General features: G+C 69.2%; 17 protein-coding genes. 16 read left to right on the top strand and 1 reads right to left on the bottom strand.

All coding sequences use genetic code 11. The features are described 5' to 3' along the window. The first annotated feature begins 192 nt into the window (after nucleotides 1-192). Nucleotides 193-492, top strand: coding sequence for a hypothetical protein (locus ACFQ2V_RS17840; protein WP_386054219.1), 300 nt, complete (start codon nucleotides 193-195; stop codon nucleotides 490-492). A gap of 358 nt (nucleotides 493-850) precedes the next feature. On the opposite strand, the gene ACFQ2V_RS17835 is transcribed toward ACFQ2V_RS17840, so the two are convergent. Then, nucleotides 851-1,597, bottom strand: a complete 747-nt coding sequence (locus tag ACFQ2V_RS17835; RefSeq protein WP_386054218.1) for a phosphotransferase enzyme family protein — start codon at nucleotides 1,595-1,597, stop codon at nucleotides 851-853. A 678-nt stretch (nucleotides 1,598-2,275) separates the two neighbouring features. On the opposite strand from ACFQ2V_RS17835, the gene ACFQ2V_RS17830 reads away from it, so the two are divergent. The 15 genes from ACFQ2V_RS17830 to ACFQ2V_RS17760 all read left to right on the top strand — a co-directional run bounded on the left by ACFQ2V_RS17830 (nucleotide 2,276) and on the right by ACFQ2V_RS17760 (nucleotide 21,616). Continuing rightward, complete coding sequence (locus tag ACFQ2V_RS17830; RefSeq protein WP_386054217.1) at nucleotides 2,276-4,507, top strand: PKD domain-containing protein; 2,232 nt, start codon at nucleotides 2,276-2,278, stop codon at nucleotides 4,505-4,507. Between the two features lie 760 nt (nucleotides 4,508-5,267). Next, a complete protein-coding gene (locus ACFQ2V_RS17825) occupies nucleotides 5,268-5,678 on the top strand; it encodes a DUF4186 domain-containing protein (protein ID WP_386054216.1) in 411 nt (136 codons plus the stop codon). 344 nt (nucleotides 5,679-6,022) lie between these two features. Then, the gene (locus ACFQ2V_RS17820) at nucleotides 6,023-7,354 is read left to right on the top strand and encodes a purine-cytosine permease family protein (protein WP_386054215.1); all 1,332 of its coding nucleotides are present in this window, start codon (nucleotides 6,023-6,025) and stop codon (nucleotides 7,352-7,354) included. A 28-nt stretch (nucleotides 7,355-7,382) separates the two neighbouring features. Then, a complete protein-coding gene (locus ACFQ2V_RS17815; protein ID WP_386054214.1) occupies nucleotides 7,383-8,930 on the top strand; it encodes a hydantoinase/oxoprolinase N-terminal domain-containing protein in 1,548 nt (515 codons plus the stop codon). 2 nt (nucleotides 8,931-8,932) lie between these two features. Further along, the gene (locus tag ACFQ2V_RS17810) at nucleotides 8,933-10,009 is read left to right on the top strand and encodes a DUF917 domain-containing protein (RefSeq protein WP_386054212.1); all 1,077 of its coding nucleotides are present in this window, start codon (nucleotides 8,933-8,935) and stop codon (nucleotides 10,007-10,009) included. Beyond that, nucleotides 10,009-11,145 carry a DUF917 domain-containing protein gene (locus tag ACFQ2V_RS17805; RefSeq protein WP_386054211.1) on the top strand — a complete coding sequence of 379 codons (1,137 nt, stop codon included), beginning with the start codon at nucleotides 10,009-10,011 and terminating at the stop codon, nucleotides 11,143-11,145. The genes ACFQ2V_RS17810 and ACFQ2V_RS17805 overlap by 1 nt, the downstream gene beginning before the upstream one ends. 53 nt (nucleotides 11,146-11,198) lie before the next feature. After that, complete coding sequence (locus tag ACFQ2V_RS17800) at nucleotides 11,199-12,236, top strand: DUF917 domain-containing protein (protein ID WP_386054210.1); 1,038 nt, start codon at nucleotides 11,199-11,201, stop codon at nucleotides 12,234-12,236. Then, nucleotides 12,230-13,726, top strand: a complete 1,497-nt coding sequence (locus ACFQ2V_RS17795) for a PucR family transcriptional regulator (protein WP_386054209.1) — start codon at nucleotides 12,230-12,232, stop codon at nucleotides 13,724-13,726. The genes ACFQ2V_RS17800 and ACFQ2V_RS17795 overlap by 7 nt, the downstream gene beginning before the upstream one ends. Nucleotides 13,727-14,196: 470 nt before the next feature. Continuing rightward, complete coding sequence (locus ACFQ2V_RS17790) at nucleotides 14,197-14,496, top strand: hypothetical protein (protein ID WP_386054208.1); 300 nt, start codon at nucleotides 14,197-14,199, stop codon at nucleotides 14,494-14,496. Between the two features lie 582 nt (nucleotides 14,497-15,078). Then, nucleotides 15,079-16,164 (top strand): ABC transporter substrate-binding protein, encoded by a 1,086-nt coding sequence (locus tag ACFQ2V_RS17785; protein WP_386054207.1) that lies wholly within the window; start codon nucleotides 15,079-15,081, stop codon nucleotides 16,162-16,164. Next, the gene (locus tag ACFQ2V_RS17780) at nucleotides 16,161-17,024 is read left to right on the top strand and encodes an ABC transporter permease (RefSeq protein WP_386054206.1); all 864 of its coding nucleotides are present in this window, start codon (nucleotides 16,161-16,163) and stop codon (nucleotides 17,022-17,024) included. The genes ACFQ2V_RS17785 and ACFQ2V_RS17780 overlap by 4 nt, the downstream gene beginning before the upstream one ends. Next, nucleotides 17,000-17,860 carry an ABC transporter ATP-binding protein gene (locus ACFQ2V_RS17775; protein ID WP_386054205.1) on the top strand — a complete coding sequence of 287 codons (861 nt, stop codon included), beginning with the start codon at nucleotides 17,000-17,002 and terminating at the stop codon, nucleotides 17,858-17,860. The genes ACFQ2V_RS17780 and ACFQ2V_RS17775 overlap by 25 nt, the downstream gene beginning before the upstream one ends. Beyond that, a complete protein-coding gene (locus ACFQ2V_RS17770) occupies nucleotides 17,857-19,215 on the top strand; it encodes an LLM class flavin-dependent oxidoreductase (protein WP_386054204.1) in 1,359 nt (452 codons plus the stop codon). The genes ACFQ2V_RS17775 and ACFQ2V_RS17770 overlap by 4 nt, the downstream gene beginning before the upstream one ends. Continuing rightward, nucleotides 19,212-20,576, top strand: coding sequence for an LLM class flavin-dependent oxidoreductase (locus tag ACFQ2V_RS17765; RefSeq protein ID WP_386054202.1), 1,365 nt, complete (start codon nucleotides 19,212-19,214; stop codon nucleotides 20,574-20,576). The genes ACFQ2V_RS17770 and ACFQ2V_RS17765 overlap by 4 nt, the downstream gene beginning before the upstream one ends. Then, entirely contained in the window at nucleotides 20,573-21,616 is a 1,044-nt protein-coding gene (locus ACFQ2V_RS17760; protein ID WP_386054201.1) for an aldo/keto reductase, read from the top strand. The genes ACFQ2V_RS17765 and ACFQ2V_RS17760 overlap by 4 nt, the downstream gene beginning before the upstream one ends. Nucleotides 21,617-21,626 lie beyond the last annotated feature (10 nt).

Below are 21,626 nucleotides of genomic sequence, written 5' to 3'. Positions count from 1 at the left end.
GAATCACGCCGATGGCTCCCTCACGTCCGGAGCCACTCCGCTACCTCGAAACCCCACCACTCCCAGGGACTCTCACCCGGCGATCCAGTGGCGGCCGGTTGGTTGCGCACCCTGCGAGCCACGGGTGAGTACGTCTATAGCGGCTGCTACTCGACCCGGCGGCTCCCTGGCGAGACCCAGCCGAGCGTCCACGTGGCCTTTCCCCTCGAGCGCGGCAACGTGCAGGTGTTCCTCAAGCCGCGACTGCTGGCCGGCGGTGCGCTTGAGCTCGCTTCACCGGCAGGCAGGTTCGGGAGCAACGGCGCCTACGTGGTGGTTGACGAGGCGGGAACACATGCCGCACGCGTTCCTATTCACGAGACCTTTGTCGTGCGCGTCGACGACGAGGGAACTCTGCGAACCGACCACCACCTGAAGTTGTGGTCGGCATCCGTTGTGCGTCTGCACTACAAGCTCATGCCGGTCAGCGAGGCAGAGCCTCAAGCGGCATGACGGAGCGGGCGCGGCCTTCCGAGGCGTGGCAGGTGAGGTCAGTTGCTCAGGCCTCGAGCGCGCATGAGGCGGCCTAGAGACGTGCCGGACCAAACGGCGAGGCCCAAGGGGGTCGCAGCGGCAACAGCGGGACCCACGCGTCCCTGAGAGTCCCCAAGAACGCCAACGATCATGGTGTACGCGAACCACACAACGAGGCTGAGCGTCGTGAGTATCACCAGAACGACCTTGGCTTTGGGTATGAGGGTGACACTACGAGGCCGGCAGCTGAAACGCCCGCGATTTCTGCACGACCGATCGGCGGCATGAGAGGGCGGCCGGGCCAAGTGCCAAACCGCCCGGGTTGATTGGCTGCCGCTCAGATCGCTCGAACCTCGGCGAGCCGCTCGACTGCGAATCGGTCGGTCCCGCTGGGATCCCAGCACACGGCAGCTTCCCATGCGGCTCGCGCTTGTGCTGCGACGTCGTACGCGTCGTCATCGAGGCCGGCAGCGTTGTGCGGCAGCGCCAGGTCGAGGTCGGGGACGTCGACGTGCGACTCATCCCAGTCGATCAGGGCGACGCGATCCGCGGTCATGCGAACATTGCGCTGGTTGGGGTCGCCGTGCACGACGCATGCCGTCCGACCGGAGAGTCGTTCCCATGCCGCTCGGCATCTAGCGACAGCCTCCACCGGCATCGCCCGGAGGTCGACCTTCGTCCCGTTCTGGGCGCGCAGCAAGTCGGTCGATGACCGCCAGCCTGGGCGTTGAGGCCAGCCATACGTGAGCCGATGGAGCTGGCGCAGTTCGTCGGCGACGCGGCCCCAGTCCGCTTCGGTTTCCGGCGGCTCACCCTCCACGTAGGTCATGACCACTAGGCCGTCAGCGAATAGCCGACCATCGACGGCCGGGATGGGCACCGGCACCGCCATCCCTTCACGGTCCAAATGCCGCAACAGGAGGGTCTCCCATGCGAGATCAGCGTCGCTGCGCCGGCCGAGTCGCCCGACCCCACGGTGCCCCCCGACGCGCACGCTGTACACCTCGTTGACGCCAGCTCCGCCAGTCAGCGCTTCGCCGCGAACGACGTCGTCGCCCCACTGCTCGAGCAGCTCCCATCCCACCGGTCATATCTTGGCGGAGGGGCATCAACCGCTCAAGGAGATTCCGGACGGCCGTCGCGGCCATGGCCCTTTGTCTGCGGCATGAACGTGCGTCACCTACGCAAACGGAACGGGAGTTTCCCCACTCGCCGCTGCGCTCGACGACGTAGACCTTACGACCTAGGACTTGCTGGAGAATCTGGTGGACCGCCGGCCGCCTAGCTGACGGGCGGCCGGCCGCGGTTAGGGCGGGGACGCCTTCCGGCATGCGCTAGACGTCGGGCAGACCGGAGGCTTCGACACCGGCTTTCGAGGGGGCGCTCGAGTGTCGTTCGACCCGCCGAGTCAGGTGGGCGGCGGGGCGATGAGTCAATCGTGCCTTGTCCGCGAAGCGGACGAAGGGCCACCTGACCCCTAAATCGGGGGGTTGCCGCTGGCCAATAGTCTTACGCCCCAAAGGTTTCCACAACCTCCCGTGAGGACAGTCGTCGGCATTGACCAACAGATCAATGTGAGCGACTGGAAGTTGCGCTACGTCGTAGCACCGCTCAGCCCGCGGGGACCATCACCTCGGCCGACGTCGCCGATCCGCCAAGGCCCGCGAACACCGACACCGACGTCGCTGCGGGCCTCCGGGGTGCAGATGTCAGCAGTTCTCAGCGCGTCCACCGATGGAGTAGCCAACCTGAGGAGATCGAGATGAACACATCTGCACGCAGGACGCGGAAGCGCCGAACCCTAACGGTCGGTGTCGCTGCGTTAGCGCTGGCGGCATCGGGGGCGACGATCGCCTCCTTCGCGGCCGCGCCACCACCCGCGCACAACAACGGAACGGTCGGTCTGAAGCGGGTCGGTCCGATCGACGAGAGCAACGGGTTCCCGGTCTGGTACCAGGACACGAGCGGGACGCGGCTCGAGCTGTGCACCGATCCCGGCGACGCCAACTGCATCGTCGGTGCGGTCCAGACGCCCGGTGGCCCGGTGGTCTTCCCGACCAACTTCCCTGATGAGGCCTTCTACTCCAACGCCGGCGCCAGCATCAGCACCGGCACAGGTACAGCGAAGCTGGTCACCGGCATCGAGGCTGCGTTCGCCGGAGCCGGCACGCCCGCCCGCGGCCAGCAGATCACCTTCGGTCGTATCCGCGTCGTGGCCACCGGTCTGAGCGCAGGTGCCGATTACACAGTCACCCAGCCGTACGGCTCGCAGACCTTCACCGCAGAGGCCGGGACGCGCGGGATCTTCGACACCCAGGACATCGGCTCCCTGACGCCCGACGGCGTCTTCGACCAGACGCTGGGGGCCGAGGCCGCGCCGTTCCTGAAGTGGCCCGCCGGGACCGGCGCTCCGACCGGCTACCTCGGGGACCCCGCGGTGGACCACGTCGTGACGGGGAGCCCCACCGGCAACAACTTCTTCCGTATCACCGGCCCTGTCGGATCCTTCACCGGATCGCCGGACCTGTGCGCGGACCCGACCCTCGGTGCCTCGACGACCGCCACCACGGACTGCATCGAGACCAACCTGTTCCAGGCCTCGGGCAAGATCGCCGTCCACGCCGGCGTGCAGGTCACCAAGGCCTACTACCAGGAGTCCGGCACCGGGCACATGATGGACCTGTTCGCCTACTCGACGCCCGGTCAGAGGCTGATCGTCAGCGGGACCGGGGTCTCCGACACGAAGATGCTCGAAGATGCCGCGGGCAACGGGAAGTACTACGCCCGGGTGTACGCCGAGGGAGCCCCTCCCACCGATCTGAAGGTCACGAACACCACCGACAACCCCGCCAGCGTCGACCACATCGCACTGTCCCAGTTCGGTGACCGCGTGCACGTCGACAGCGCCGTCTACAGCACGGACACCAACACCCTGACGCTGACCGCCGAGTCGGGAGACTCCACCGCGGCACTGTCGGTGGATGGCTTCTCAGGTGGAGCGCCCAGCGTGGGTGCCAACGGTGCTACAACCTGGACCTTCGGGAACCTGCCCGTCCCGCCGGACGACGTCACGGTGACGTCCACCAAGGGCGGAGTCGGCACGGAGGACGTCGTGATCACGGGCTCCGACACCCCGGCGGCCAACGTCATCGCCGCACTCGTGGCCGACTCGACCAACGTCCAGGTCGGCCAGAGCGTCACACTCGACGGCACGTCGTCGTCGGGGACGATCACCGGCAGCTCCTTCTCAATGACCCCCGCCACCGGCGCGACACTCACCGGGACCGGCCTCGCGAGAACGTTCAAGGCGACGACCGCGGGCACCTACACCGTCACGCTGAGCGTGACCGGCGTCGGCACGGGCAACACCAGCACCGACAAGGCCGTCATGACAGTCTCGGATGCCAACGCGGCCCCGGTAGCCGACGCCGGCCCGGACCAGCTAGGGGTGGTCCCCACGTCAGTCGTCACGCTGGACGGCACTGCATCGAAGTTCGCCTCGACGTACAGCTGGACCGAGGCAACGGGTGACGCCAAGAGGGTCACCTTGTCGAACCCGTCGGTCGCGAACCCAACGTTCACCGTGCCGGCATCCAGCACGCCGCTCACGTTCAACTTCACGCTGACCATCACCGACGTCAACGGCAGCAGCGCGACCGACACTGTGCAGCTGGTCAGCGACCCGGGCGCGGTCACCGTCGACAGCGCGTCGTACAAGCGGGGCAGCCTGGAGTGGCGGGTCCGCGGCTCGGCCAAGTACTGCTCGGCCAACAACGTGATCAGCGTGTACTGGAACAAGCCGGCAACCACGACCACCCCGGCCTCCACCGTGCTGGTCGGCACCACCTCACCGACACTGGCCCTGGGAGTCTGCAGCTACGACTTCCGGCTCAAGAACGCGCCGACGACCCTGCGGCCGACCGCAGCCGGAACCGTGACCGTTCGATCCACCTTCGGTGGGGAAGCACTTGACCAGGCATTCCAGCTCCTCTGACCCGAACAACCCGCGCCACGCCGGTGCCCGGTGGTCCGCATGGACCGCCGGGCACCGGCCCGTTCCCGGGGGGTTCCACCGGCCAGAAGAAGTCAGCCCTCCGTCGCGATGAAAGGCGCCCTGCGAGCTCGAGAGCGCCGTCGTGGCGGGTTGCGGTTGGGGGGGGTCACCGCCCGAGCACTTGCTCGGCTTCCAGTCAGACCGCTTCACCGGTGTGTAGGAGAGCTCTCCTCAGGCGGTTGCCGGGAGCTCTCGCAGGCCGGCAGGTTCGGCCACGCCGCGTTCGCCGGCCCGCACCCGGCGGCCTGAATGGCGAAGCCGCTGCCCGTCACGTGCTGCAGCCCGACCAAACGTTGTAGCCGGTGGCGATGGCAGGCAGCGAAACGCTGAACGCAGCGTCCTCGCAGCGACGCCAACGGCGCATGTCACGCTTGGAAGGTGAGCACGGCCACGGGACAACTCGCGGCTTCGAAGTGGTGCGGACCGAACGCAGCGCAGTCTCGCCGCCCATTCGACCGAACTCCTCGCGGGGGCACCGTAGGTCACGCGCGGTCGCATTGCTAGGGCGTCGCAGGATCAGGACGGGGCAGTGGACCCCGCCAGCTCTGTGCTGCACCGGGCCCATAATGCCCCTGAACTGCGGTTTCGCGGCCATGTCCCGAAGACGTGTGGCCATTCCACTTCCTCATGTCGCAGCCTCGCGGAGAGCCAGCGATCTTGGCGTCGTCGTGGGCCGCCGTGCCGTGCGTAGTCTGGGGGCGTGCCCGACCTCGCCGACGTCGATGACCGGATCGACCGCGCGAGCGCGCGACCGTTCGGGCGGCGGTTCCACCTCCGCGGGCGCGAGCGGGCCACAGCTGAGCTGCGCGGTCCGCAGACGATGCGGGCTCACGCCGCGGAGATCATCGCAGAGCGGCTCGCGCCGGCCGAGCCGCGCAACGACGGCCGGCAGACCCCGTACCGCAACCACCCGGTCTTCGTGGCCCAGCACGCCACCGCGACCTGCTGCCGCAGCTGCCTGGAGACGTGGCACGGCATCGCGAAGGGGCATCTGCTCGACCGCGGCGAGCGTGTCTATGTCGTCGAGGTGATCGGGCGCTGGATCGACCGCGAGCTCGCCACGTCCGTCGAAGGTCGGGACTCCGGGAGCTCCGCCTCACGCCGACCGTGAAGGTGGCGCGACGTTCCTGGCGCTAGCGGGTCAGGGCCCTGCGGCACCATCCGCGGGGCGGAGCGGGGGCGGACGCTCCCGCAGCAGGGCGCTCCTGTCCTCTCGGTGAGGCGCCACCCCCTCCCTCGTGGCCGACCAGCCTGGGCCTTTCGCTGAATACCGCGGAGGGGAGGCTGCGTGGGTCTTGCCAAGCGTTCATCGGGCGACGAGCAACCCACACGACGGACGGATCGGCTATGCAGGCCGCACAGTGACCGCGCGAAACTGGGCTGTGTGCCCATTGCTGGGGAGCAGTGCCGGACCTAGTTTTGCCGCACTCAATATCCCCAAGGAAGGACACACGCATGGCTCACGCAGATGACTTTGCGCTCTCGCGGGTGGCGCCGTCAGCGCGCCGGCACTGGTTCGGTATCGCCGTGCAGCGCTTCGGCCAGGTCAGCGCCCTCTCGCAGTTCCTGCTGGGCGCGACGCTCGGCTACAGCATGACCTTTGGCAACGCCGTGCTGGCCTTCCTCTTCGGCTCGATCATCCTCGAGGTGATCATGTGCGTGGTCGGCCTCGTCGGCCAGCGCGAGGGACTGAACACCGCGCTCCTCGCGCGATGGACGGGCTTCGGCGAAGTAGGCGCCTCGCTGGTCGGGCTGGCCATCGGGATCAGCCTCATCGGCTGGTTCGGAATCCAGTCCGCCATCTCTGCCGAGTCGCTCGGCGCGCTGCTCCCGGGAGTCCTTCCCGCCTGGGCCTGGTGCATCATCTTCGGCCTGCTGGTCACGGCGATCGTGGCGGTGGGGTTTGGTGGAATGCAGTGGCTGGCCAACGTGACCGTGCCGCTCTTCCTGGCCCTCGTCGGGTGGTCCATCTTCTCGGAGCTGAGCCGCCACTCCCTCGGCGACCTGATCTCGTCACCGCCACCAGGCCCCGCGATCGGCGTCGGAGAGGGGACGGCGATCGTGGCGGGAGGCCTGATTGTCGGCGCAATCATCACGGCTGACATGACGCGTTTCAACCGCACAGGTACGGATGTCGTCAAGCAGACCGTGGTCGGAGTCACGCTCGGGGAGTTCGTGATCGGGCTCGCCGGCGTGCTGCTCGCGCACGCAGCGGGGACGGGCAACATCGTCGCGATCGTGACCTCCTCGGTGGGCCTCGTCGGGCTGCTCATCGTCCTGACCGGCACGCTCAAGATCAACGACTGGAACCTCTACTCGTCGTCGCTCGGCCTGGTGAACTTCGTGTCCACCGCGTTCCGCAGGGACCTGCACCGAGTGACCACGACGATCGTGCTGGGCGTCGTCGGGTCCATCCTCGCGGCCGCCGGCATCCTGGCTCACTTCACCGACTTCCTCATCGTCCTCGGCGTCGCCTTCCCGCCGATCGCCGGGATCATGATCGCCGAGTACTTCATCGTCAAGCACTGGCGTGGCGAGCTGGACGAGACGCGTGCGCTGGGGACCCTGCCGGCCACCGCGCCGCGCGTCGTGCCGGCCACCCTCGTGGTGTGGGCGGTCTCGGCGGCCGTGGGCTACTTCGCCACGTGGGGGATTCCCAGCATCACCTCGCTCGTGCTGTCGATCGTCCTCTATGTCGCCGCCGGCAAGCTCGGCCTCGTCCGGGGTGCCGGGGTGGCGACCACGCGGTCGGTAGAGAAGCTGCCCGAGACCCAACCGGTCCACTGACGTACCACCCAGGAACTCAAGGAGAGTCATGCACATCGGAATCGACGTCGGCGGAACCAACACCGATGCCGTCCTCATGGAGGGCACCACGGTCCTTGCGGCGGTCAAGGAGTCCACGAGCGAGGACGTGACCAGCGGCATCGTCAGCGCCATCGAGCAGATCCGCGGCCAGCACCACTTCGAGGGCGGCACGATCCAGGCCGTCATGATCGGGACGACCCACTTCATCAACGGGCTCGTCGAGGCCCGGCGCCTGGCCCCGACTGCGGCTCTGCGCCTCGGTCTGCCGGCAACCCGTGCGCTGCCGCCTTTTGTCGACTGGCCGGCCGGGCTCCGGACCGCCATCTCCGGCCGCGCCTACCTGGCGCATGGTGGCTATGAGTTCGACGGGCGTGCCATCTCTCCGATCGACCACGACGAGCTCCGACGGCACGCCGCCGACATGGCAGCACACGGCATACGCTCCGTCGCCATCTCGTCCGTGTTCAGCCCGGTCAACCACGACCTCGAGGTCGAAGCGGCCGCCGTTGTCGCCGAGGAGCTCGGACCCGACGTCGCAATCTCGCTGTCGCACGAGATCGGGCGCATCGGCCTGCTGGAGCGTGAGAACGCGACGATCATCAATGCGGCTCTGCGTGAGATGGCGGTGTCGATCGTCGACGGCCTCACCGCGGCCGTCCGCGCGCACGGTATCGGTGCCCCGATCTTCCTCAGCCAGAACGACGGGACCCTGATGGACGAGGACTTCGTCCGCCGGTACCCCGTGGCCACCTTCGCGTCAGGGCCGACGAACTCGATGCGTGGGGCCGCAGCGACGAGTGGCCTGGAGACGTGCGCCGTCGTCGACATCGGCGGCACCACCTCTGACGTCGGCCTGCTGGTCAACGGCTTCCCCCGCGAAACCACGACAGAAGTCAAGGTGGCCGGCGTACGCACGAACTTCCGCATGCCGGACGTGCTGTCCATCGGCATCGGCGGCGGCAGTCACGTGGACCCCGACACTGCCGAGGTTGGTCCGCACTCCGTCGGCTACAAGCTCACCTCCGAGGCACTCGTCTTCGGTGGCTCCCAGGTCACCGCCACTGACCTCGCCGTGGCGGCGGGGCGCGCCGACGTCGGGGACGCCTCACTCGTGGCGCACCTTGACCGCGAGCTGGTGAAGAGGGCGCTCGACCGGGTCGCGGAGCGCATCGCCGAGGCCGTCGACCGGATGCGCACCTCCGCCGAGCCGATTCCCGTCGTGGCCGTCGGAGGTGGGTCGATCCTGCTGCCGGACGAGATCCCCATATTTGGGGCCGTGCACCGGCCCGAGAACTACGCGGTCGCCAACGCCATCGGTGCATCCATCGCGCAGGTCGGGGGCGAGATCGACAAGGTCTTCGCCGTGGAGCCGGGACGCCGCGACGCGATCCTCGACGAGGTGCGGCAGGAGGCGGTCGACAAGGCCATCGCCGCGGGGGCCAGCCCGTCCACCGTCAAGATCGTCGACTTCGACCAGGTGCCCATCCCATACCTGCCCGGCAACGCGACCCGGATCCGTGCCAAGGCGGTCGGCGACCTCGACATGGCGGTGTGACGATGACCTGGACTTTGGATGCCGAGCAGATCCCGGCCCTCGCGAGGGGCGCTGCCGTCCTTGGCACGGGAGGCGGTGGAGACCCGCACATCGGGGCCTTGCTCGCGGCGCAAGCGCTCGACAGGCATGGGCCGGTCGAGGTCGTGAGCGTGGACGACGTGCCCGCCGACGCGCGAGTCGTCATGGTCGCGATGATGGGCGCTCCGACCGTCATGGTCGAGAAGCTGCCCTCGCTCGACGAGGTCGTCACCCCGGTGCGAGCGCTGGAGCCGTTCCTGGACGGGCCCGTCACCCACATCGCGTGCGCTGAGGTCGGCGGTGTGAACTCGACCATCCCGATCGTGGCGGCTGCGGCGATGGGCCTGCCACTGGTCGACGGCGATGCCATGGGACGCGCCTTTCCCGAGCTGCAGATGGTGCTGCCCACACTGGCGGGTGTCGATGCCACTCCCATGGCGTTCGCGGACGACAAGGGCAACACCGGCGTTCTCACCACGGTCGACAACGCGTGGGCCGAGCGGATCGCCCGGGTCGCGTGCGTGGAGATGGGCTGCTCGGTGATGATCGCCATCTTCCCGCAGTCCGGCGCACAGCTGAGCCAGACGATGGTGGCCGGCTCACTCACGAAGGCCGCCGCCATCGGGCAGGCGATCGCTGCTGCCCGCGACGCCAACGAGGACCCGGTGGCCCGTGCTGTCGAGGCGCTCGGCGGACGAGAGCTCTTCGGCGGCAAGGTCGTCGACATCGAGCGGGCGACCACGACGGGCTTCGCGCGGGGGCGGGCCCGGATCGAGGGCGACGGCGGTGCGCTCGAGCTGTCCTTCCAGAACGAGCACCTCCTCGCTCAGGTCGACGGCGTGGTCCTTGCCACCACCCCCGACCTGATCATCGTGCTCGAACACGACTCGGGAGAGCCCATCACCACTGAGGGGCTGCGCTACGGCCAACGGGTCCGGGTGATCGCGGCGCCCTCGGACGAGCGATGGCACAGCACCGAGGCTCTGGCGTTGGTCGGGCCGCGCTACTTCGGTTACGACATCGAGGCACATCGCTTCGACGGGGAACGAGAGGTCGCCTGATGAGCTGGCAGATCACAAAAGAGGACCTTCCGGACCTGGCCCGCGGCGCGACGCTGCTCGGCACCGGCGGGGGAGGGGACCCGTACATCGGGATGATGCTGGTCCAGCGCGTCCTCGGCGAGGGCAGCATCACGATCCTCGACCCTGACGAGATCGCCGACGACCTGTTCGTGGTCCCCACCGCGCAGATGGGCGCGCCGACCGTCATGATCGAGAAGATCCCGGCGGGTACGGAGCCCACCCTGTCCCTGCGGATCCTCGAGGAGCACCTCGGTAGGACAGCGGATGCGACCATGCCGATCGAGTGTGGCGGGATCAACTCGATGATCCCGCTCATCGTGGCCGCCGAGAGCGGTCTGCCGGTCGTGGACGCGGACGGGATGGGCCGAGCCTTCCCCGAACTCTCCATGGAGACCTTCGCGGTCTACGGAGTGCATGGCTCGCCACTCGCCCTGGCCGGAGAGCGCGGCGAGCGGGTCATCATCGACACCGGCGACGACGACAGGCAGATGGAGTGGCTGGCCCGGGCAGTCACGATCCGGCTCGGCGGTGTCGGGCACATCGCCGAGTACGCCATGAGCGGCGCAGACGTGAAGCGGACCGCCGTGCCTCGCACCTTGTCGATGGCGCTGGCTCTGGGACGCGCCATCCGTCTCGCCCGCGAGGAGAAGCGCTCGCCCTTCGACGCGATCCGAGACACCCTCGCCACCACGCTCTACCAGCACGTGCGGACGCTCTTCGAGGGCAAGGTCACCGATGTCGACCGGCGCACCACCGAAGGCTTCGCCAAGGGCGTGGCCCGGATCGCCCCCGCGGACGGCGGGGGAGGCGAGCTCGAGATCCGGTTCCAGAACGAGAACCTCATCGCCCTGCGCAACGGCAGGATGGTCGCCATCGTCCCGGACCTGATCTGCGTCGTGGACAGCGAGTCGGCAGAGCCGATCACGACCGAGGGGCTGCGCTATGGACAGCGGGTGCGGGTCCTGGGCATCTCGACTCCGGCGATGATGCGCACGCCGGCCGCCCTGGCCGCCTTCGGGCCCGACGCGTTCGGACTGGCAGAGCGGTTCAGCCCGGTGGAGTCTCTTGCGGGTGAGGAGAGGCAGCCGGCCCCAGCGTCCACCCTCGTGCACTGACCCAAGTCCGTCGCTCGTCCAGCGGCACCTGGCCGTCGCTCTACGCTGATCAGGTGCCGCTGACACTCCACGCCGCGGACCTGCCGACACTCTCCCGCGGGTTTGCACTGCTGAGCTCAGGTGGCGGCGGTTCCCCACACGTTGCCGAGCTCATCTTGGCCCAGTCGGACACATGGCCGGTCACGGTGCACAGCGTCGACGAGCTCGACCCGGCAACGCCGTGCGTCGCCATCGGATACATCGGCTCGACTCTCCTGCTCGAGGAGCGCCTCCCGGACGCCGACCCGTTCACTCCGGCCATCGCGGCGATCGAGCGTTGGCTCGGTGTCCAGTCCTCCGCCGTGTGCTCGATCGAGGGCGCAGGCCTCAACGGTCTCTCGACTCTCCAGCTCGCCGGCCGGCGAACCATAGTGGACGCTGACTGCATGGGACGAGCGCTCCCGGACCTCGACCAGATCTCGCTCCTGGTCGATGCACTGCCCGGGCTGGTCGCAGCCACCCCGACGGGAGCCGGGGGCGTGGTGCTCGTTCACGCAGCCCGCCCCGAGGACGTGGAGAGGGTCCTGCGAACCGCGACATCGTGCAACGGAGGGTGGGCCGGCTTCGCCTTGGGTGGCTTCCGCGTGGGCGACCTCGCCGAGCACGCCATCCCCGATGGCATCGAGCGAGCGAGGAGTTTGGGCCAAGCCATCGCCGCATCCCATGATCTCCGGCCCGAGGAGCTCGCCAGCGCACTGGGCGGAACGCTGCTCGGAGCGGGACGCGTCATGGCCAGCCTCATGGAGCGGGGCGCCGGCGAGGTCCACACCTACGACGTGCGCACCGACGGCGCTGACGTGCTACGTCTGGTGGCACGTTCGGAGTTCATCGCCTTGATGCGCAACGGGGCCGTCGAAGCCGCGAGTCCGACGATCATCACCGTGCTCGACTCCGTGAGCCGGGCCCCACTACAGGTGGACGAGCTCGCAGTGGGCAAGGACGTCATCATCCTCGGCTTGCCGGCCCCCGCTTGGTGGGCCACGCACCCGAGAAGGCTGGCAAGGGCTCGCCCCAGCCGTTGGGGAATCACAGGGTTGGAGGAGGTGTGCTGAGCGACGGCCTCACACTGCAGGCCCTGCTCGAGCACCAGGACGCCGGCGGCCTGACCCTTCTGGGCGGACCCGAGCTCACGTGGGCCACCGTCGCCGTCGAGGTCACGGAGAACGACCTGCCAGGGTGCGTCACCAACGGACTTGCGGTGCTCATCACGCCGGCTCCCTTGGCGTCGTGGCAGGCCGATGCCTTGATCCGACGCGTCCGAGACCGTGGCTTCACCGGGCTCGCCCTCACCGGCGACCCGATCGGCGCGGGCAGCCGAGCCCTTGCGGAGCGACTCGGTGTCGTCGTGCTCCACGTCGAGCACCCCACCCGGCTCGCGCGAGCCTGCTGGCAGCTCCTTGAAGCACGTGACGCGCTGACCCTGTCCACCGTCCAGAAGATCGCGCGCTCCATCGAGTACCAGGCGCACGACCTCGGCGACCTGCTCCGCCACGTCGCCGCCAACGTGGGCCACGGCATCGCACTGATCGACCGGGAAGGGGTCCTTCAGAGCGCGGGCAGTCCGGTCCCCAGCGCCGTGCTCGGTCGCGTCGACTTCGGTCACTGGCTCGACATTGCGGAGACCACTGAGGGGTTCGCGGCCTCAGTGCCGGTCGAGAGCCGGAGCAGACACGGACTGCGAGTTCTGCTGTACGGCAAGAACGCTGGCGTCGCCCACCGCAACGCCCTCGCGGCCGCCGTGGAGGTGCTCATGCCGATCGTTGCGGCCCGACTACTGATCGACGAGGTCGAGGCGGTGAGCGACGTATCGCGCTCATCGGGCCTCCTCGGTGACTTCCTCGAAAGCCGGGGGAACCTCAACCCGGAGGTGGAACAGCGGATGCTCGCGCGAGGCTGGCGCGTCAGCGGTTACCACCTCGGCTTTCGTATGGTGGCCCGCGGTCGTGTCGACCCCCTGGAGCTGCTTCGCTTCCTCACCTCCAAGCTGGCTCTTCTTCCAGTCGACTCGCACGCCACAACGCGCGGCGCCGGCGTCATCGGCTGGCTCACTGTGGCCCAGGCCCCGACGCCTGCACAGCTCGCCCAGCATGTCCGAGATCTGCACGAGCTGCACTCGTCGGCCCTCTCCACCTTCCCGATCGCCACGGGTGTCGGCTCGTTGGGTTCGGGAAGTGAGGGGCTGGCCACGACCCTCGGTGAGGCTCGCGACGCTGCAAGGCTGGCGGCGGAGCGTGCACGATCTGGATGGTTCGTCCCGATAGACAGCCTCGGGCTGGAGCAGCTGCTGCTCTCGTGGACGAGTAGCGACACATTCGCTCCCGCCGCTCAGTCGCTGCTCGGGCCGTTGAGCGAGACTGAGCGTCACACGCTGGCCGCCTACCTCGACGAGGAGTCCTCCGTCCTTGCAACAGCGCAGCGCTTGGGGCTGCACCGCAACACCGTCTCGGCTCGCATCCAACGCATCCAAGCGGCCCTCGGTGCCGACCTCAGCGACCCCGAGACCCGGCTGGCCCTCCAGCTGGCCTGTCGAGTGACGCGCTGACCACGGTGCGGAGGCTGACCTGTCCTTGGCCCGCGTGGATGCAGACGCTGACGTTGGCGGCATCGAAGGCTTGGTCATCAAGGGTGCGGCAAGCCGGCCACTACACCTCCCCGACCGTTCCGGGTCAACGAGTGTGTGGAAGGTCAAGGCCACGTGGACCCTGGACCTGGTCGCGATCGGGTTCACCGCTGACTTCCCGGCTCCCAACGCGTTGGTTCCCGGTTTCCTTGACGATGACGATGTCGACATGACGGCCGACCGGTCACCGCGGGGTCGACGACCTCCCGGTCCAGGGCTGTGGGTAGCTCCCTGCGTCGTGCTGCACCCGACTGGCGACACACCGTCGCCAACGCCTGCCGCCCCCACCTGCCTCGCGGTTTCTGTCCCCCGGTGCAGCGGGTCGGGCGGCCTGGTGAGCGGTGATTCTGTGCGCTGGTCAACGGTGAGCGCGCGGGTCTACGGTTTCCTGCGTGGCTGCGATGCTGATTGCCAAGTTCGTCGGCGACGTCGCCGAGCTGACCGCCGCCTACGATCGCGCGCACGCCCTCATCGGGCAGCGAGGCGGCGCCGTACGGTTCGGAGAGTTGAGACATCACTGCGCCACCAGTGACGAGGCCCTCTACATCATCGGCGTCTGGGAGTCCGCGGACCAGATCCGCGAGAGGTGGTCAAGCGACGAGATGCGGGACCTGCTGACGAGCGTGGGATTTCCGGCAGAACCGACGGAGCTGACCATCTTGGACCTGCACGTCATCGAACCGTCCCTGTGACCACCCCACGACTGGGCCGCCCTCGCGCGAAGGCGGCTGGGTCCAGGCAGTTTCCGCATGAACGTGTGACACACCGCCCGCGGCGGATGCGTTGCCGACACCGTCCCAGGAAGGCGCAGGGCGACGAGACGCCACAACATGTCTTGCACGGCCTAACGACATCGCAGGCGCCCACCTCAGGTGAGGTCACAAGACCTCGAGCGTCAGTGCGCCACAGTGAAACTCGAGTCCGATCCGGCCGAGCAGTGCTCTCCGGTAGGCGTCCGGGCGACCTGTGTGTCCAACGTGTGGACCACGCGTTGCAACTCCTACCGAATCCATATGAAATTGGGCCATGCACCGTCACCAGATGCTGACCAAGCGTCGGGCGATCGACCTCATGGGGACCGCCAGCGCCATCTGTCGCTGAGCCGTGCCTGCGGGCTCTCCGCAGCCCCTCCCTGACGCGATCTGACGCGATCTGACCCGTGTCTTGACCGCGCGTGCACTGGTGCACGCCCCTTCACTCAATCCCTCAGTTGGTGCGGGCTCCCCGAAGCACCGGGTCTCGCCGTACCTCCCTGCCGAAAGGTCCATTCCGCCATGCCCATCTCCACCCGCACCCGTCCGACTCGTCGCCGATCGCTTCTCGTCGTCCTGGGGGCAGTTCCCGTGCTGGCCGTCCTGACCGCCTGCGGCGGCAGCTCAAAAGCGGCCGACAGCGGCCCTGCGCTGGCCCTGACCGCGGCCCTGCCGAACGCTGTCCCGAACGGCACGACGCTGGTCGTGGGAGACCCGCAGGTCGAGCAGGCGCTCAAGCTCTCGGGCGAGCTCGACAAGTTCAGCTACCCGGTCACCTTCGCCAACATCAGCGGGGGACCGCAGACCCTGGAGGCCTTCCGTGCCAAGGCTCTTGATGTCGGGTCGGTTGCCGACATTCCGCCCCTTCAGGCCGCGTGGACCGGCGTCGACACCCGCATCGTCGCGGCCCAGTTCCGCACGCAGCCGCAGACCCACCCGGTCTACCAGCTCGGCGTCGCGCCGGGCGTGACCGTGAAGTCGCTCGCGGACCTGCGCGGCAAGAAGATCGCCTACAGCCCCGGTCAGGCACAGGGCGCGCTCGTCCTGCGCGTCCTGCAGAAGGCGGGCCTGACCCAGGGCGACGTCCAGCTCGTCGAGCTGCCGAGCACCGGCGACGTCTACCCGACCGCTCTGTCCTCCAAGCAGATCGACGTCGCACCACTAGGCGGTGTCGCAGTCACGCGCTACCTCACGAAGTACGCGAGCGACGGCGCCACCGTCGTCCCGCACGGCCTGCGCGACGACCCCGCACACCTGTACGCGCTCGAGTCCTCGCTGCAGGACGCCGGCAAGGCCGCAGCGATCCGCGAGTACGTCGCCCACTGGGGCGTCGCCCTCAAGTGGATCGACGAGCATCCGAAGGAGTGGATCGAGGGGTACTACGTCAAGAACCAAGGCCTCTCGGCCGCTGACGGCGGCTACCTCGTCAAGGCGGCCGGCGCGCGAGACGTTCCCACCGACTGGACCGCCGCGATCAAGCGTCACCAGGCCACGGCCGACCTGCTGTCGACCGAGCAGAAGCGTGCGCACATCGACGTGGCAACGATCTGGGACCGCCGGTTCGAGAAGGTCGGCGGCACCGCGTACCGGACGGGGAGGGCTTCATGACCCTCCTCGACATCGCCCGGCCACGCCAATCCGCCTCCGTCCCAGCCCCGCCCGCTGTCGTAAGCGTCGACCAGCGGCCCCTCGCCCGACGGCTCGGTCCCGGGCCACGGCGCCGGTATGCCGCTGCGCTCGGCCCGCTGGTGCTCCTCGCCGCCTGGGTGGCCGGCTCCGCGTCCGGGATCCTCGACCCGCGCACGCTCTCAGCCCCATGGACCGTCGTGACCACGGCCGGGGAGCTGCTCGCAGACGGCCGGCTCCAGAGCAACCTCGCCGTCTCGGCGCAGCGGGCCGGGCTCGGCCTGCTCTTCGGCATCCTGATGGGGGCCGTCCTGGCGCTCGTCTCCGGGCTGAGCCGGGCGGGGGAGTCTCTCATCGACGGACCGGTGCAGATCAAGCGCGCCATCCCCTCGCTCGCCCTGCTGCCCCTGCTCATCCTGTGGCTCGGGATCGGCGAGCCGATGAAGGTCATCACGATCACCCTCGGGGTGTTCGTGCCGATCTACCTGCAGACCCACGCCGGTCTGCGTGGCATCGAGAGCAAGTACGTCGAGCTCGCCCAGACCGTGGGCCTGAGCCGGGCCGCGTTCGTGCGCAGGGTGATCCTGCCCGGCGCCCTCCCCGGATTCCTCCTGGGCCTCCGGTTCGCGGTGACCGGGGCGTGGCTGTCGCTCGTCGTCGTGGAGCAGATCAACAGCACCAGCGGGATCGGCTACATGATGGAGCTCGCGCGGACCTACGGGCAGACCGAGATCATCGTCGTGGGCCTCGTCCTCTACGGCCTGCTCGGGCTGCTGTCCGACGGGGCCGTCCGACTCCTGCAGAGGAGGGCCCTGTCATGGCAGCGCACCCTGAACTCCTGACCGCCGCCGTGACCGTCGCCATCGAGGACCTCGTCCGCGGCTACGGCCCCAAGGGTGTCCTCAACGGGGTCTCGCTCGACATCGCACCCGGTGAGTTCGTCGTCCTCCTCGGCCGCAGCGGCTGCGGCAAGAGCACCCTGCTGCGGGCGCTCGCCGGCCTCGACGCGGCGGTGTCCGGAACCGGACGCGTCACCGTGCCGGACCGCGTCTCCGTCGTGTTCCAGGACTCGCGCCTGCTGCCATGGGCCACCGTCATCGAGAACGTCGTGCTCGGCCTCGACGGCGGCGATGCCCACGCGAAGGGGCTGCAGGCGCTGGCCGAGGTCGGGCTCGACGGCCGCGAGCACGCGTGGCCCCACCAGCTCTCGGGCGGTGAGCAGCAACGCGTCGCTCTGGCGCGCTCCCTCGTGCGCGACCCGCAGCTGCTCCTCGCGGACGAGCCGTTCGGGGCGCTCGACGCGCTCACGCGCATCAGGATGCACGGCCTGCTGCGCGAGCTCTACGACCGGCACCATCCGGCGGTCCTGCTCGTGACCCACGACGTGGACGAGGCCATCACCCTCGCCGACCGCGTCATCGTGCTCGACCAGGGACGTATCGCGCTCGAGCGCCGCATCGACCTCGACGGTGGCTCGGCGCGCGACCGCAACCCGTCCGACCCGGCCTTCGCCGCCATCCGCACGGAGCTGCTCGCCGCCCTTGGAGTCCCCACCGGAACCACCACCGGAACCACCACCGGACCAACCACCGGACCAGCCATCGGCGAGACCCCGCGGCACGACGTCGCTCGCGACCGCCCCCACGACCACGCCGGCCCCGAAAGGAACCCGTCATGACCTCGTCAGCCGGACGCACCTTGCACCTCAACGCCTTCCTCATGAGCACGGGCCACCACGAGGCCTCGTGGAGGCTCCCCGAGAGCGACCCGTTCGCCAACACCGACGTCGCGCACTACCAGCGGCTCGCGCAGATCGCGGAGCGCGGCCACCTGGACTCGATCTTCTTCGCCGACAGCCCCGTGCTCTGGAACGACATCGGTCGGCGCCCCTCGGGGGCGATCGAGCCGACCGTCCTGCTCACCGCGATCGCCGCAGCGACCAGCCGCATCGGCCTCATCGCGACCGCCTCCACGACCTTCAACGACCCCTACAACCTCGCCCGCCGGTTTGCCTCCGTCGACCTCGTGAGCGGCGGCCGCGCGGGATGGAACGTCGTGACCACCGCAGGCCCCGACGCAGCCCGCAACTTCGGCCTCGACGACCAGCCGGCCCACCACACCCGCTACGAACGCGCCGCCGAGTTCCTCGACGTGGCGCAGAAGCTCTGGGACAGCTGGGACGACGACGCAGCGACCGGCGACAAGGCCTCCGGTCGCTGGGGCGACAACGACAGAGTCCGCGCCATCGACCACGTCGGCACGCACTTCCGCGTCCGCGGGCCGCTCAACCTGCCCCGTTCACCACAGGGGCACCCCCTCATCGTGCAGGCCGGCTCGTCGGAGGACGGCAAGGCCTTCGCATCGAGGTACGCCGAAGCGGTGTTCACCGCCCACCAGACGCTCGAGGACGCGCGTACCTTCTACGCCGACCTCAAGGCTCGCACCGGCGCCCTCGGACGCGACCCGGAGGGGGTCAAGATCCTCCCCGGCATCGTCCCGGTGATCGGCGCGACCGAAGCGGAGGCGCTGCGCCTCGAAGCGGAGCTCGACGAGCTCATCCGCCCCGAGTACGCCGTCGCGCAGCTCGCCCGCACCCTGCGGCTGCGGCCACAGGACCTCCCGCTGGACCGCGAGCTCCCGGCGGACCTGCCCGCCGAGGACGAGATCGAGGGCGCCAAGAGCCGCTACACCCTCATCGTCGAGCTCGCCCGCCGCGAGCGGCTCACCGTGCGCCAGCTCATCGGCCGGCTCGGCGGAGGGCGCGGCCACCGCACCTTCGCCGGCACGCCGGAGCAGGTGGCCGACGCCCTCGACGAGTGGTTCGTCGGCGGCGCCGCGGACGGCTTCAACATCATGCCCGCCGTGCTGCCCTCAGGCCTGGAGGCGTTCGTCGACCGTGTCGTCCCGATCCTGGTGCGTCGCGGCCTCTTCCGGGCCGAATACACCGGGTCGACGCTGCGCGAGCACTACGGCCTACCGCGCCCGGCCAACCGGTACGCGTACGACGAGCAGGCGCAGGGGGTGACCGCGTGAGCACCCGGCAGCTGAAGCTGAACCTGTTCGTCTATCCCGGCGGGCACCACGAAGCCGCGTGGCGCCACCCCGAGTCGCACCCCGACCGGGTCCTCGACATCTCCTTCTACCAGGACCTGGCCCGCAGCGCCGAGGCTGCCAAGCTCGACGCCGTCTTCTTCGCCGACGGCCCCAGCCTGGCCGACAACATCCGCTACGCCAGCCGGTTCCGTCTGGAGCCGTTCACGTGGCTGTCGGCGATCGCCGTCGCGACCGAACGGATCGGCCTGATCGGCACGGCCTCGACCACCTACCTGGAGCCGTACAACGCGGCTCGGCTCTTCGCCTCGCTCGACCACCTCAGCAAGGGCCGCGCCGGCTGGAACATCGTCACCACCGGCGCACCAGATGCCGCCTACAACTTCGGCCTCGACGCCCACCCGGTGCACGCCGAACGCTACGACCGGGCAAGGGAGTTCGTCGACGTCGTCACCGACCTATGGGACTCCTGGGAGGACGACGCCCTCGTCGCCGACCGAGCCAGCGGCGTGTTCGCCGACGCCGACCGCATCCACCGGATCGACCACGTCGGACGACACTTCCGGGTGCGCGGGCCGCTCAACACCCCCCGCACCGCGCAGGGCCGGCCGGTCTACGTGCAGGCCGGTTCCAGCGAGGACGGGCGCTCGTTCGCTGCGACCTACGCCGAGGCGATCTTCACCGCACACCAGACCATCGAGAGCGCGCAGGAGTTCTACACCGACATCAAGCGCCGCGCCGCAGAGCTTGGCCGCAAACCCGAGCATGTGCTCGTGCTGCCCGGCATCAGCCCGTTCATCGGCTCCACCGAGACCGAGGCCCGCGCCCTGCAGGACGAGTTCAACGAGCTCACCCAGCCGGCATACTCCATCGACCTGCTGCGACGCCTGCTCGGCGTCGACCTCACCGGCCACGACCTCGACGGACCCTTCCCCCGAGGCCTGATCGAGCTCCAGGGCGACCGGGTCAACAGCAGCCGAAGCCAGCTCGTCGTCGACATCGTCGAACGCGAGGCCCCCACGATCCGGCAGCTGCTCCATCGGCTCGCGGGCGCGCGCGGCCACTGGACCGTCGCCGGCACCCCGGAACAGATCGCCGACCGGATCACCGAATGGTTCACGCAGGGCGCCGCCGACGGCTTCAACGTCATGCCGCCCTGGCTGCCGGGCGGACTCGACGCGTTCGTCGAGCACGTGCTGCCGATCCTGCGGGCGCGAGGCCTCTTCCGCCACGACTACACCGGCACCACCCTGCGCGAGCACTACGGGCTCACCCGACCCGACAGCTCGTTCTCCACAACGCACGTCGACACTCCCGTCCCCCGAGAGAGGCACCCCGCATGACCGAGCACCGGCCCCTGGGCCGCACCGGCGTCAAGGTGAGCCCGCTGACCCTGGGCGCCATGAACTTCGGCACACAGGGCAACCCCGACCACGACGAGTCCATCCGCGTCATCCACGCCGCCCTCGACGCCGGCATCAACGTCATCGACACGGCCGACGTCTACTCCCAGGGGGAGTCCGAGGTGATCGTCGGCAAGGCCCTCAGCGCCGGCCGACGCGACGACGTCGTGCTCGCCACCAAGGTCCACGGCCGGCTCGGCGACGACGTCAACCAGTTCGGCAACTCCCGCCGCTGGATCATCCGTGAGGTCGAGGACAGCCTCCGCCGCCTCCAGACCGACTGGATCGACCTGTACCAGGTGCACCGGCCCGAGCCCGACACCGACATCGACGAGACCCTCGGCGCCCTCACCGACCTCGTCCACCAGGGCAAGATCCGGTACATCGGCACCTCCACGTTCCAGCCGAGCCAGATCGTCGAGGCACAGCACGTCGCGCTCGCCCGCCATCGCGAGCGTCCCGTCACCGAGCAACCGCCGTACTCCGTCCTCGTGCGCGGCATCGAGCGCGAGGTCCTACCTGTCGCGCAGCAGCACGGCCTCCGCGTCCTGTCCTGGTCGCCGCTTGCCGGGGGCTGGCTCTCCGGCCGCTACCGGCGCGACGAGCAGGTCGCACCTTCCAGGCGCGCGGAGCGCAACCCCGGCAGGCACGACCCGGACCTGCCCGCGAACCGTCGCAAGCTCAAGGCGGTGCACGCCCTGCACGACCTCGCCGACGAGGCCGGCCTCTCGGTCGTCCACCTCGCGCTCGCCTTCGTCCTGGAGCACCCGGCCGTCACCTCGGCAATCATCGGCCCGCGCACCATCGAACACCTCGACGCAGCCATCGGCGCCGACAAGATCACGCTCGACGCCGACCTGCTCGACCGCATCGACGAGATCGTGCCTCCCGGCACCACCCTCAACGACGCCGACGCGGGTTACCAGCCGCCCGCCCTGACCGACCCCGCCCGGCGCCGCCGCATCCGTCGACCCGCCTGACGACGTCCGC

This window comes from Terrabacter terrigena, from assembly GCF_042676085.1.
GTDB lineage: Bacteria > Actinomycetota > Actinomycetes > Actinomycetales > Dermatophilaceae > Terrabacter > Terrabacter terrigena.
Note: the sequence above shows the minus strand (reverse complement) of the source record. Positions and strands in the feature narration are given on the sequence as shown.